This is a genomic window from Pseudomonas sp. S2_H01, assembly GCF_054668305.1.
Genome location: NZ_CP162756.1, coordinates 1,189,374 through 1,202,048, shown reverse-complemented (window position 1 = coordinate 1,202,048; position 12,675 = coordinate 1,189,374). Strand labels below are relative to the sequence as shown.

The 12,675-nt window shown below is 61.6% G+C and carries 9 protein-coding genes; 8 read left to right on the top strand and 1 reads right to left on the bottom strand.

What is annotated here, in order from left to right:
* Positions 1 to 95 precede the first annotated feature (95 nt).
* From AB4N84_RS05395 to tldD, 5 genes are all read left to right on the top strand, one after another.
* Entirely contained in the window at positions 96 to 707 is a 612-nt protein-coding gene (locus AB4N84_RS05395; RefSeq protein WP_460045501.1) for a Maf family protein, read from the top strand.
* The gene (gene rng / locus AB4N84_RS05390) at positions 704 to 2,161 is read left to right on the top strand and encodes a ribonuclease G (protein WP_074755990.1); all 1,458 of its coding nucleotides are present in this window, start codon (positions 704 to 706) and stop codon (positions 2,159 to 2,161) included. The genes AB4N84_RS05395 and rng overlap by 4 nt, the downstream gene beginning before the upstream one ends.
* A gap of 199 nt (positions 2,162 to 2,360) precedes the next feature.
* Positions 2,361 to 6,176 (top strand): YhdP family protein, encoded by a 3,816-nt coding sequence (locus AB4N84_RS05385; RefSeq protein ID WP_460045500.1) that lies wholly within the window; start codon positions 2,361 to 2,363, stop codon positions 6,174 to 6,176.
* Positions 6,177 to 6,249: 73 nt separating this feature from the next.
* Positions 6,250 to 7,101: a carbon-nitrogen hydrolase family protein gene (locus AB4N84_RS05380; RefSeq protein WP_074755986.1), complete on the top strand. Its 852-nt coding sequence runs from the start codon at positions 6,250 to 6,252 to the stop codon at positions 7,099 to 7,101.
* A 2-nt stretch (positions 7,102 to 7,103) separates the two neighbouring features.
* Positions 7,104 to 8,543, top strand: coding sequence for a metalloprotease TldD (gene tldD, locus AB4N84_RS05375; RefSeq protein WP_460045499.1), 1,440 nt, complete (start codon positions 7,104 to 7,106; stop codon positions 8,541 to 8,543).
* Between the two features lie 132 nt (positions 8,544 to 8,675).
* Here tldD and yjgA read toward each other — a convergent pair whose 3' ends face one another.
* Positions 8,676 to 9,197, bottom strand: a complete 522-nt coding sequence (gene yjgA, locus AB4N84_RS05370; RefSeq protein WP_460045497.1) for a ribosome biogenesis factor YjgA — start codon at positions 9,195 to 9,197, stop codon at positions 8,676 to 8,678.
* A 107-nt stretch (positions 9,198 to 9,304) separates the two neighbouring features.
* On the opposite strand from yjgA, the gene pmbA reads away from it, so the two are divergent.
* The 3 genes from pmbA (at position 9,305) to AB4N84_RS05355 (ending at position 12,645) form a co-directional block, all read left to right on the top strand.
* Positions 9,305 to 10,651, top strand: a complete 1,347-nt coding sequence (gene pmbA, locus AB4N84_RS05365) for a metalloprotease PmbA (RefSeq protein WP_074755980.1) — start codon at positions 9,305 to 9,307, stop codon at positions 10,649 to 10,651.
* A 468-nt stretch (positions 10,652 to 11,119) separates the two neighbouring features.
* On the top strand, positions 11,120 to 11,731 hold the full coding sequence (locus AB4N84_RS05360) for a superoxide dismutase (protein ID WP_460045496.1): 612 nt from the start codon (positions 11,120 to 11,122) through the stop codon (positions 11,729 to 11,731).
* Positions 11,732 to 11,757: 26 nt separating this feature from the next.
* Positions 11,758 to 12,645 (top strand): ZIP family metal transporter, encoded by an 888-nt coding sequence (locus AB4N84_RS05355; RefSeq protein WP_460045495.1) that lies wholly within the window; start codon positions 11,758 to 11,760, stop codon positions 12,643 to 12,645.
* Positions 12,646 to 12,675: the final 30 nt, after the last annotated feature.

The window sequence follows — 12,675 nt, the reverse complement described above, 5'->3', positions numbered from 1 at the left end:
CTTGTGAAACACTGGATCGATCTGAACGCCGATGTGCTCTTCGGCGGTTCTCACGCAACGCCTAAGCTGAAAGTCAAAGACACGGAGACGTCCCCATGCCACAACTGCTTCTCGCCTCCGGCTCCCCGCGCCGTCGTGAATTGCTGACGCAAATCGGCGTGCCGTTCACCACGCGCAGCGCAGACATCGACGAAACCCCGCTCCAGGACGAAACGCCTGCCGCTTATGTCGAACGTCTGGCCCGTGGCAAGGCCGATGCCGGCCTGCTGCAGCTCGCCAACGACCCTGCTTATCCCACCGCCTGTGTGCTGGGCGCCGATACCGCCGTGGTGCTCGATGGCCGCATTCTCGGCAAACCCGCCGATGAAGCCGAGGCGCTGGCCATGCTCGCAGGGCTGTCGAACCGTGAGCATGAGGTGTTGACCGCCATCGCCGTGGTCGATGAACGGCATTGCGAAACCCGCGTCGTCAGCAGTCGTGTGCGTTTTCGCTCCATCTCCACCGAACAAGCCCACGCGTACTGGGCCAGCGGCGAGCCTTGCGACAAGGCGGGCAGCTACGGCATTCAGGGACTGGGGGCGGTGTTCGTTGAGCACCTGAGCGGCAGCTATTCTGCGGTCGTCGGCTTGCCGTTGTGCGAAACCGCAGAAATCCTGCAGCGTTTCGGCATACCCTGTTGGCAATGCCTGGAAGGTGACAAGCCATGAGTGAAGAGATTCTGATCAACATCACGCCGATGGAGTCGCGCGTGGCCGTCGTTGAGAACGGGGTTTTGCAAGAGGTTCACGTCGAGCGGACCCAACGTCGCGGGATCGTCGGCAACATCTACAAGGGCAAGGTGGTACGTGTGCTGCCAGGGATGCAGGCCGCATTCATCGACATCGGCCTGGACCGCGCTGCGTTCATTCACGCGTCGGAAATCTCCATGCGTGAAGGCCCGGCGGTTGAAACCATCAGCTCGCTGGTTCATGAAGGCCAGAGCCTGGTCGTGCAGGTCACCAAAGACCCGATCGGCAGCAAAGGCGCACGCCTGACCACCCAACTGTCCATTCCGTCACGTTATCTGGTGTACATGCCGCGCACGGCGCATGTCGGCATTTCCCTGAAGATCGAGGACGAAACCGAACGCGAACGCCTGAAACAGGTGGTCAGCGATTGCGTGGCCAAGGAAGGGATCAAGGAAAAGGGCGGTTTCATCCTGCGTACGGCAGCCGAGGGCGCCGGGGCGGATGAAATCATGATGGACATCCGTTATCTGCGCAGGCTTTGGGATCAGATCGGCGAACAGATCAAAACGATCAGTCCGGCGAGCGTGATCTACGAAGACCTCGGTCTGGCGCTGCGAACCCTGCGTGACCTGGTCAGCCCCCGCATCGAAAAAATACGCATCGACTCCCGTGAAACCTTCCAGAAAACCACGCAGTTCGTCGCCGAGCTGATGCCGGAAATTGCCGATCGTCTGGAACACTACCCGGGCGAGCGGCCGATTTTCGACCTCTACGGCGTTGAGGACGAAATTCAGAGGGCGCTGGAGCGCAAGGTGCCGCTCAAGTCCGGCGGGTATCTGGTGATCGATCCGGCAGAAGCGATGACCACCATCGACGTCAACACCGGCGCGTTCGTCGGTCACCGGAATCTTGAAGAGACCATCTTCAAAACCAACCTGGAAGCGGCCACCGCGATTGCCCGCCAGCTGCGTCTGCGCAACATCGGCGGGATCATCATCATCGACTTCATCGACATGGAAGACGGCGAGCACCAGCGGCAGGTCCTGCGTACGCTGGAAAAACAGCTCGAACGCGACCATGCCAAGACCAATATCATCGGCATCACTGAGCTGGGTCTTGTGCAGATGACCCGCAAGCGTACCCGCGAGAGCCTTGAACAAGTGTTGTGCGAGCCGTGCAGCAGTTGTCAGGGCCGTGGCAAGCTGAAAACCCCCGAGACGATCTGCTACGAAATCTTTCGCGAGATTCTGCGTGAAGCGCGCGCTTATCAGGCGTTGGGTTATCGGGTGCTGGCTAACCAGAAAGTCGTGGATCGATTGCTCGATGAGGAGTCGGGTAACGTGGCCGAACTCGAGGTGTTCATCGGAAGAACCATTCGGTTCCAGGTCGAAACCATGTATTCCCAGGAACAATATGACGTTGTGCTGCTCTGACAGTGCTTGAAAGCCGTGGCGCGGGCTTCATCAAGCGCGTGCCGCTGTCGAAACCAGAACACCGAGCCCGACCGGCCGATGGCACGGATGCCCTTCAAAGAGAACGATGCGTGGCGAATGAGTTTTTTCCGGACGAACACACACCTGCAAGATTGAGCCGGATGCCCTGTGCAGGCTCTCTGCACGGAGGTTCGGCGACATGGAGCGTCTGACCCGATTTTTCGCAGCTCTGACGCGTTGGGGCCTGATCCTGTGCGCGCTGGTTCTGGTGCTGGTGGCGTTGTACGTCAGCCTCGGCCGTGGACTGGTGCCCATGGTGGCCGAATACCGGGCCGACGTTGAAAGCAAGGCGCAAGCTGCGGTCGGGATGCCCGTCAGCATCGGACGCCTGGAAGGCAGCTGGAGCGGATTTTCACCGATCTTCGTGGCCCGGGATGTGACGGTCGGCCAAGGCAACAATTCCCTGCGGCTGGACCACGTGCGTGCAGTGCCCGACCTGTGGGCGAGTGTGAAAGCGCGCCAGGTGCGCATCGCCCGGCTTGAACTCGACGGGCTGCAATTGGGGCTCAAGGAGGACAAGGACGGCCATTGGGCGCTTCAGGGGCTTCCGGTCCAGGACGACAAGCCGTTCGACCCCCAGCAGGCGTTGAAGCAAATGCAGATGATCTCGCAGCTGTCGGTGTTCGACAGTCAGATCACGCTGCAACCCTACGAGCAATCCCCGCTCACCCTGACCTACGTCAGCATGACCCTGAAGACCGGGAGCCTGCATCAGCGTCTGGATGCGCGCGTGACCTTGCCTGACGGCCAACCGCTGTCCCTTAACGTGCGTTCAAAAGTACGCGCCAGCGAATGGCGAGATGGCGAGGCCGAGGCGTACCTGAGCCTGCCGCAGAGCGACTGGGCGAAATGGTTGCCGAAGAGCCTGACCCGTGACTGGAAGATCAAGAACCTCAAGGCCGGTGGGGAGTTCTGGCTGACGTGGGGCAAAGGCACGCTGCAGACCGCCGTTGCGCGGCTTAACGCGCCGCAGTTCAAGGGCAGCTACGCCGATCACAAGACCTCAAAGATCGACAACCTGGCGCTCAATGCGTGGTTTCAGCGCAATGACAAGGGATTCGCGGCTACGGCGAATTCACTGGCCATGGACATCGCCGGCAAGCGTTGGGAAAGCCGGATTGATCTGACCCAGACCGCGGCAACGTCTGACAACGAAGAGTTGTGGCACGTTCAGGCCGACCGGTTGGACCTGACCCCGGTCACGCCGTTGCTGGATTCACTCGCGCCGCTTCCGGACAAGCTGATGGTGGTGCTCGATCACCTGAATTTCACGGGCGGCGTGCGTAATCTGCTGCTCGACTACCGCCCGCAGGCTGAAGGGCCCAAGCGCGTCAGCTTTGCGGCAAATCTGGACAAACTGGGCTTCGACGCCTATCACGGTGCACCCGCCGCCGGAAACGTCAGCGGCGCAATCAGTGGGGATCTGGGGCAGGGCGAGCTGCGCCTGAACACCGACGACTTCATGCTTCATCTGGCGCCGATCTTCAACGATGAATGGAAGTACCGGCATGCCGAAGCACGCTTGACCTACGCGCTGGACGATCAGGGTTTCACGCTGATCGCGCCGTACATCAAGGTCCTCGGCGACGAAGGCAAGATCGCCAGTGACTTCCTGATTCGTCTGCACTTCAACCACGACCAGGAAGATTACATGGACCTGCGCGTGGGCATGGTCGATGGCGACGGTAAATACACGTCCAAGTACCTGCCCGCGATGCTCAACCCTGGCGTCGATCAATGGCTGCGCACGGCGGTATTGAGCGGCAATGTCAAAGAAGGCTTCTTCCAGTATCAAGGCTCGATCAACCACGATGCGCCGGACGTGGCGCGCGTCATCACGCTGTTCTTCAATGTGAAGAACGCGAATCTGGCGTTCCAGCCGGGCTGGCCGCAGCTCACGGGCGTGGACGGCAATGTGTTCGTTGAAAACAGCGGTGTGCGGATCCGGGCCAGTAAAGGCCAGTTGCTGGGCACCCAGGTCAGCAACGTTGCTGTGGATGTTCCCCACACCCCGGCCGGCCAGCCTGGCCATCTGCTGGTGGACGGCGACTTCAACGGTAGCCTTCAGGACGGCATGAAGATTCTGCAGGAAGCGCCGATCGGCACCGGTCAGACGTTTGCCGGATGGCAGGCGGAGGGCCCGCTGCAGGGACATATCAACCTCGATGTGCCGCTGGTCAAGGGCCAGGAGCCCAAGGTTGCCGTGGACTTCAACACCGACAGCGCGCGCTTGAGGCTGGCAGACCCCGTGCTTGATCTGACGCAGCTCAAGGGCAATTTCCGCTTTGACTACGCCAAAGGCCTGAGCGGCAAGAACATCAAGGCAACGGCCTTCGACAAACCGCTCAACGCCGAAATCTTTGCCGAGGGAAAACCCGGCGCCCCGGTGACGCGTATCGTCGCCAGCAGTCAGATCGCGACCAAGCGCCTGACCGATTGGCTGAACGTCACGCAACCCCTGCCGGTGTCGGGCGACCTCCCGTACCAGTTGCAAGTCACGCTCAGCGGTGCCGACAGCCAGTTGCTGATCAACTCGAATCTCAAAGGGGTAACGGTCGATCTGCCTGCGCCGTTCGGCAAGGCCGCCGATGAAACCCGCGATACCGATTTCCGGATGAACCTGCAGGGCGCGGAACGGCGTATCGGTGTGGGATACGGCAACCTTGCCAACTTCGCGTTCGCGGCGCCTGCAGGCAAGTTCGCGGACGGGCGGGGTGAGTTGTTCCTGGGCCAGGGCGGCGCGATTGTTCCGGACGCCAAAGGCCTGCGCGTTCGGGGCTCCTTGTCCGAACTGGACATTGCGCCGTGGCAGGCGATGGTCGAGCGTTATGCCGGCAATGATCCGGGCGGCAGCGCCAAACAGCTGCTGAACAGCGTCGATCTGCAAATCGGCAAGCTCACGGCCATGGGCACCACACTCGATCAGGCCGACGTGCAGCTCAAGCGCAGTGACGCCAGTTGGGGCCTGTCGCTGGACAGTTCGAAGATCAAAGGTTCAGCCACGCTGCCGGATAACAAGGCGACGCCTGCCGACATCAATCTTCTGTACGTGAAATTGCCTGCGCCGGACCCAAATGCTGCAGTGGTCGAAAACGCGCCGGACCCGCTGGCCGATGTCGATCCCCGTAACATCCCGGCGATGAACATCAAGATCACCCAGCTGTTCCAGGGCGATCAACTGATGGGCGCCTGGTCGCTGAAGGTCAGGCCGACGCCAAACGGTATTCAACTGAGTGATCTGAACCTGGGCCTCAAAGGCATCAACCTGTTGGGCAATGGCGGCTGGGAAGGCACGCCGGGTGCGACCAGCAGTTGGTTCAAGGGTCAGGTGGCGGGCAAGAACCTGGCCGATGTGCTGAAAGCGTGGGGTTTCGCGCCGACGGTGACCAGCCAGGAGTTCGAAATGAACGCCGATGGCCGCTGGCCGGGCTCGCCTGCCTGGGTAGGGCTCAAGCGTTACTCCGGCACGCTCGATGCGACGCTCAAGAACGGACAGTTCGTCGAGGTTGAAGGTGGCGCACAGGCGCTGCGAGTGTTCGGTCTGCTTAACTTCAACTCCATCGGGCGTCGTTTGCGCCTCGACTTTTCGGACTTGCTGGGCAAGGGCCTGAGTTATGACCGGGTGAAAGGCCTGCTGGTGGCCAGCGACGGCGTCTATGTCACCCGTGACCCTATCACCATGATCGGCCCGTCGAGCAATCTGGAGCTCAATGGCACGCTGGACATGGTGCGAGACCGTGTCGACGCCAAGTTGTTGGTGACCTTGCCGGTCACCAACAACCTGCCTATCGCGGCATTGATCGTCGGGGCGCCGGCCATTGGTGGCGCATTGTTCCTGGTTGACAAGCTGCTGGGCGATCGCGTCGCCCGATTCGCCAGTGTCCAGTACAAGGTCGAAGGTCCTTGGAAAGAGCCTAAGATTACGTTCGACAAGCCGTTTGAAAAGCCGCAATAGTCAGAAGCCATTGGCGCTCGTGGGCAATCGGGGTCAATAAAGATGGTGCAGTTCTATCGATCAAGGAGCACCCATGTCCTTTGCAGTGATTCAGATGGTCAGCCAGAGCGACGTCGAGGGCAATCTGGCTCAGGCGCGCGCGCTGCTTGAGCAGGCCGCGGCGTCGGGTGCGAAGCTGGCCGTGCTGCCGGAGAACTTCGCCGCCATGGGCCGTCGTGACGTCGCTGCCCTCGGTCGTGCCGAAGCGTTGGGCGAAGGTCCTATCCTGCCATGGTTGAAACTTGCCGCGCGCGACCTCACGTTATGGATTGTCGCCGGGACAGTGCCGCTGCCGCCCGAAGGTCGGCCGCAAGGCAAAGTCACGGCGTGTTCGCTGTTGGTCGACGATCAGGGTCAACAGGTGGCGCGATACGACAAGCTGCACCTGTTTGACGTGGACGTGGCGGACAGCCGCGGTCGTTACCGCGAGTCGGACGACTATGCTCATGGCGATAACGTGGTGGTCGTCGACACGCCAGTGGGCCGGTTGGGCCTGACCGTGTGTTACGACCTGCGCTTCCCCGAGCTGTACACCGCCCTGCGTGAAGCCGGTGCCGAATTGATTACCGCGCCGTCGGCCTTTACCGCCGTGACCGGCGCGGCGCACTGGGAAATCCTGCTGCGCGCGCGAGCCATCGAGACCCAGTGCTACATGCTGGCGGCCGCGCAGGGCGGGGTTCATCCGGGGCCGAGGGAAACATTTGGGCACGCGGCGATCATCGATCCATGGGGCCGCGTGCTGGCCGAGCAGGCACAGGGTGAAGCCGTGCTGCTGGCCGAGCGAGACAGTCAAGAACAAGCGTCCATACGGGCGCGCATGCCGGTATCGAATCACCGGCGATTTTTTTCGCAGGACGCTTTGCGGCCTGCCAACACCCCGGAGTGAATATGAGCGACGTGTCCTCTGTCAGCGAACACCTACTGGCGCCAGGCGGCCTGAGTATCGACAGCCTGCAATCGGTGCTGGGAGAGCTTGCCGGTCCCGGGATCGACGCTGCCGACCTGTATTTTCAGGGGCAGATTTCCGAGTCCTGGGCTCTGGAAGACGGCATCGTCAAGGAAGGCAGTTTCAACCTCGACCAGGGTGTCGGCGTGCGGGCTCAATCGGGTGAGAAAACCGGTTTCGCCTACAGCAACGCGATCACCCCGGAGGCCCTGAGCCAGGCGGCCCGTGCCGCGCGCTCGATCTCCCGCGCAGGCCAGAACGGTCGCGTTCAGGCGTTCACCACGCAGGACGTCGCTCAGTTGTACGCGCCGGACAACCCGCTGGAAGTCATGACCCGTGCCGAGAAAGTCGAGCTGCTCAAGCGCGTCGATGTCGCCACCCGTGCCCTTGATCCGCGTATCCAGCAGGTTACGGTGAGCATGGCCGGTGTCTGGGAGCGCATCCTGGTCGCGTCGACCGATGGCGGTCTGGCTGCCGACGTGCGTCCGCTGGTGCGTTTCAACGTCAGTGTGATCGTCGAGCAGAACGGTCGTCGCGAGCGTGGCGGGCATGGTGGTGGTGGCCGTACCGATTACCGTTATTTCCTCACTGAAGACCGCGCCATGGGCTATGCCCGTGAAGCGCTGCGTCAGGCCCTGGTCAATCTGGAAGCGATGCCGGCGCCGGCCGGTACGCTGCCGGTCGTGCTGGGCTCGGGCTGGTCTGGCGTGTTGCTGCACGAAGCGGTCGGTCATGGTCTGGAAGGCGACTTCAACCGCAAGGGCAGCTCAGCCTACAGCGGTCGCATGGGTGAAATGGTCGCCTCCAAACTCTGCACCATCGTTGACGACGGCACACTGGCCGGTCGTCGTGGCTCGCTGAGTGTCGATGACGAGGGCGTCCAGACCGAATGCACCACGCTGATCGAGAACGGCGTGCTCAAGGGCTACATGCAGGACAAGCTCAACGCCCGCCTGATGGGCGTTGCGCGCACCGGTAACGGCCGTCGCGAGTCCTACGCGCACCTGCCGATGCCGCGCATGACCAACACCTATATGCTGGGCGGTCAGAGCGATCCTGAGGAAATCATCAAGTCGGTGAAGAAAGGCATTTACTGCGCCAACCTCGGCGGCGGTCAGGTCGACATCACCAGCGGCAAGTTCGTGTTCTCCACCAGCGAAGCCTATTTGATCGAAGACGGCAAAATCACCGCACCCGTCAAAGGCGCCACCTTGATCGGTAACGGTCCTGAGTGCATGAGCCGGGTGTCGATGGTCGGTAACGACCTGTCGCTGGACAGCGGTGTGGGCACCTGCGGCAAGGACGGGCAATCGGTGCCGGTCGGCGTGGGTCAGCCGACGCTGAAGATCGATGCGATCACGGTTGGCGGGACAGGGTCGTAAGAAGCAACGATGCCTTGTAGGAGCGCGCTTGCTCTGGGCCGCATTCGGACGATAGCGTCAGGCCAGACGCCTTGATGTCGACTGATACACCGCCATCGCGGGCAAGCGCGCTCCTACAGGGGCGATACGGGTTTAACGCAGTCCGCGTTTGGTTTCGTCCAGTTCGCGGATGTATTTGAAGATTTTGCGGGTCGCGGTCGGGGCCTTGTTTTGCTTGGCCTCGTGCTGGGCCTGACGGATCAGCGAACGCAGTTGCTGACGGTCGGCTTCCGGGTAGTCGTTGACGAACTGTTCAAGCACGTCGTCAGTACCGGTCACCAGACGATCGCGCCAGCGTTCCAGGTTATGAAAGCGCTCGTTGTATTGGCGCGTGGAGGCGTCGAGTTGATCGAGCAGGACCAGGATTTCATCCAGGTTCTGATCGCGCATCAGCCGGCCAATGAAGGAAATGTGGCGTTTGCGCGCGATGTGCGCGGTGTGCTTGGGAGCATCGGCCAATGCCCGACGCAACTCATCGGTCAGCGGCAGCTTGGCCAGCACATCGGGCTTGAATGTCGTCAAGCGTTCGCCCAGATCCACCAGAGCGTGCAGCTCTTTTTTGATCTGGGTTTTGCTTTTCTCTCCGTCAAAGGAGTCGTCGTAAGAATCAACCATGGGGGCCGTCCGCAAATAAACGCCGCCATGATAACCAGTCAGGGGCCAATTGTCCGGCCCAGTGGGCACTTGGTCAGTGCCGAAACCGGAATTTGATGGAGAAAGTCATGAGTGCATCAGAAAGCGTCGGCCCGCAGGCCTTGCCGGCACTGCAACAACAGGTCGAGCAGATCGTCGCCGAAGCCAAGCGTCAGGGCGCGACCGCCTGTGAGGTCGCAGTGTCGCTGGAGCAGGGACTGTCGACATCGGTTCGCCAGCGCGAAGTCGAAACCGTCGAGTTCAACCGTGACCAAGGCTTTGGCATCACCTTGTACGTTGGTCATCGCAAGGGTTCGGCCAGCACATCGGCCAGTGGGGCCGATGCGATCCGCGAAACGGTGGCTGCCGCGTTGGCCATCGCCAAGCACACCTCCGAGGACGAAAGTTCGGGGCTGGCCGATGCCGCCTTAATGGCCAAGGAGCAGCCGGATTTCGACCTGTTCCACCCCTGGAACATCAGCCCGGAAGAAGCCATCGAGCGCGCGTTGATCTGCGAAGCCGCGGCGTTCGATGCCGACAGCCGGATCAAGAACGCCGACGGCACGACGCTCAATGTGCATCAGGGCTGCCGCGTATACGGCAACAGCCACGGTTTCATTGGCGGTTACGCCTCGACCCGTCACAGCCTGAGCTGCGTAATGATCGCCGAGAAAGACGGCCAGATGCAGCGCGACTACTGGTACGACGTCAATCGTCAGGGCGAGCTGCTGATGGACGCAAAACTCATCGGCAAGAAAGCCGCCGAGCGCGCCGCTAGCCGCCTGGGCGCGCGCCCGGTGCCGACCTGTGAAGTGCCGGTGTTGTTTTCGGCCGAGCTGGCGGGCGGTCTGTTCGGCAGTTTTCTGGGCGCGATTTCCGGTGGCAACCTGTACCGCAAGTCGTCGTTCCTGGAAGGTGCCATCGGTCAGCGTCTGTTCCCTGAGTGGATGACCATCGACGAGCGTCCGCATCTGATGCGCGCGATGGGCAGTTCGGCATTCGACGGTGACGGCCTGGCCACCTACGCCAAGCCATTCGTCGAGAACGGTGATCTGGTGTCCTACATCCTGAGCACCTATTCGGGCCGCAAGTTGGGCCTGCCAAGCACCGCGAACGCGGGCGGCGTGCACAACCTGTTCGTCTCCCATGGCACGGAAGACCAGGCGGCGCTGATCCGCCGCATGGGGCGTGGCCTCTTGGTCACTGAATTGATGGGCAGCGGTTTGAACATGGTCACCGGCGACTATTCACGTGGCGCGGCGGGTTTTTGGGTCGAGAACGGCGAGATCCAGTTCCCTGTTCAGGAAGTGACCATTGCCGGCAACATGAAGGACATGTTCAAGCAGATCGTCGCCGTTGGCAGCGATCTTGAAATGCGCAGCAACATACGCACGGGTTCTGTGTTGATCGAGAAGATGATGGTGGCCGGGAGCTGATTCTCCCTTCGCCCAGCATCACCAAGGCCTGCCTCGCGCAGGCCTTTTTTATGCGCGCGCGCTCGCTATTTCCGCTGAAACCTGTGGGAGCTGCCGGAGGTTACGACGGCGGCGAAGCGGTACATCTGACACCCCGCGTTCGCCCCCGTCGCCCCTGATCCTGTGGGAGCTGCCGGAGGTTACGACGGTGGCGAAGCGGTACATCTGACACACTCCGTTCGCCCCCGTCGTAACCTCCGGCAGCTCCCACCGAGAGCAGTGTCGTTCCTTGAATGCGCGTTCTTGCACCGATGTCATGCCAATGTCGGGGTTGTTTTGATTCTTAAACTCATCTAATAATGAATATCATTCGCTTGATTGGTCCTTTGCCGCAGAGCTCGCCAATCATCGACCGCGCCCCGAAAAAGCGCTGCTTGCGGTATCTGATTTGCCGCTGGCGCCGGCCCCTGTCCTTTGGAGTCCATTGATATGCCCTACACCTTGCCTGCCTTGCCCTATGCCTACGATGCCCTTGAGCCGCACATCGATGCGCAGACCATGGAGATTCATTACACCAAGCACCACCAGACCTACATCAACAACCTCAATGCCGCCGTCGATGGCACCGAGTACGCCGAATGGCCGATCGAGCAACTGGTCGCCAGCGTCGCTCAATTGCCTGAAAAACTGCGCCCGGCCGTGATCAACCAAGGCGGCGGTCACGCCAATCACTCGTTGTTCTGGGACGTCATGAGCCCCCAGGGCGGCGGTCTGCCAAGCGGGCCGCTGGCCAAGGCCATCGATGAGCAACTGGGCGGTGTGGACGCCTTCAAGGACGCGTTCACCAAAGCCGCGCTGACCCGCTTCGGCAGTGGTTGGGCCTGGCTGAGCGTCACCCCGGAAAAGAAACTGGTCGTGGAAAGCAGCGGTAACCAGGACAGCCCGTTGATGAACGGCAACACGCCGATCCTCGGTCTGGACGTCTGGGAGCATGCCTACTACCTGCGCTACCAGAACCGTCGCCCGGAATACATCGCTGCGTTCTATAACGTCGTGAACTGGGATGAAGTCGCCGAGCGGTACGCAGCCGCGCTGGCTTAAATTCCCTGACGAGAAGTAGACGCTCTATGCCTTCTGATTTGCTCACCCTCAGCAGCGCACGCCTGTTCCGTCTGGCCATCGGTTCGATTCTGTTACTGGTCGGTACGGGGCTGCTCATCGCCCAGGGGCTTTCATGGTTGAGCCTTGAACCCCGCATGCTGAGGGCGCTGGAAGGCGGAGCGTTGTGCGCCTTGGGCACTGCCCTGGGCGCCGTTCCGGTGTTGGTGATCCGCGGGATGCCGGTGGCGGTGTCCGACGGGCTGCTCGGGTTTGGGGCGGGCATCATGCTCGCCGCCACGGCGTTCTCGCTGATCGTGCCCGGCCTGGGTGCGGCTCAAAGCCTGGGTTTTTCACCCTGGGGCGCGGGCGCGCTCATCAGCGTCGGGATGCTCGCGGGCGCTGTGGGGCTGTGTATCGTCGATCTGCTGGTGTCTCAGGGCTCGGTTGGGTCGAACGTCACGGAAAAGCCGGCGATCCCGTCGAACATCTGGCTGTTCGTCATCGCGATCATTGCCCACAACATTCCGGAAGGCATGGCGGTGGGCGTCTCGGCGGGCGGCGGTCTGGCCCATGCCGACAGCCTGGCCATGGGCATCGCGTTGCAAGACGTGCCGGAAGGCCTGGTGATCGCGCTGGTGCTGGCGGCAGCCGGCATGTCACGCCTGAATGCCTTCTTGATCGGTGCGGCGTCGGGGCTGGTCGAGCCGGTGTTCGCCGTGCTCTGCGCCTGGCTGGTTGAAATCGCCGCGCTGCTGTTACCGCTGGGCCTGGCTCTGGCTGCCGGGGCGATGCTGTTGGTCGTGACCCACGAGATCATCCCTGAATCACGCCGTAACGGGCACGACAAGATCGCCAGCTTCGGGCTGCTGGTGGGCTTCTGCCTGATGATGGTGATGGACACGGCGTTGGCGTGATTGTCAGCCGCAACGTGATCTCTCTCGATA

Excerpts from the sequence above, each read along its gene's own strand:
- AB4N84_RS05355 (WP_460045495.1), top strand. The coding sequence starts at position 11,758 with ATGCCTTCTGATTTGCTCACCCTCAGCAGCGCACGCCTGTTCCGTCTG.
- AB4N84_RS05360 (WP_460045496.1), top strand. The coding sequence starts at position 11,120 with ATGCCCTACACCTTGCCTGCCTTGCCCTATGCCTACGATGCCCTTGAG.
- AB4N84_RS05380 (WP_074755986.1), top strand. The coding sequence starts at position 6,250 with ATGTCCTTTGCAGTGATTCAGATGGTCAGCCAGAGCGACGTCGAGGGC.
- AB4N84_RS05385 (WP_460045500.1), top strand. The coding sequence starts at position 2,361 with ATGGAGCGTCTGACCCGATTTTTCGCAGCTCTGACGCGTTGGGGCCTG.
- tldD (WP_460045499.1), top strand. The coding sequence starts at position 7,104 with ATGAGCGACGTGTCCTCTGTCAGCGAACACCTACTGGCGCCAGGCGGC.
- yjgA (WP_460045497.1), bottom strand. The coding sequence starts at position 9,197 with ATGGTTGATTCTTACGACGACTCCTTTGACGGAGAGAAAAGCAAAACC.
- AB4N84_RS05395 (WP_460045501.1), top strand. The coding sequence starts at position 96 with ATGCCACAACTGCTTCTCGCCTCCGGCTCCCCGCGCCGTCGTGAATTG.
- rng (WP_074755990.1), top strand. The coding sequence starts at position 704 with ATGAGTGAAGAGATTCTGATCAACATCACGCCGATGGAGTCGCGCGTG.
- pmbA (WP_074755980.1), top strand. The coding sequence starts at position 9,305 with ATGAGTGCATCAGAAAGCGTCGGCCCGCAGGCCTTGCCGGCACTGCAA.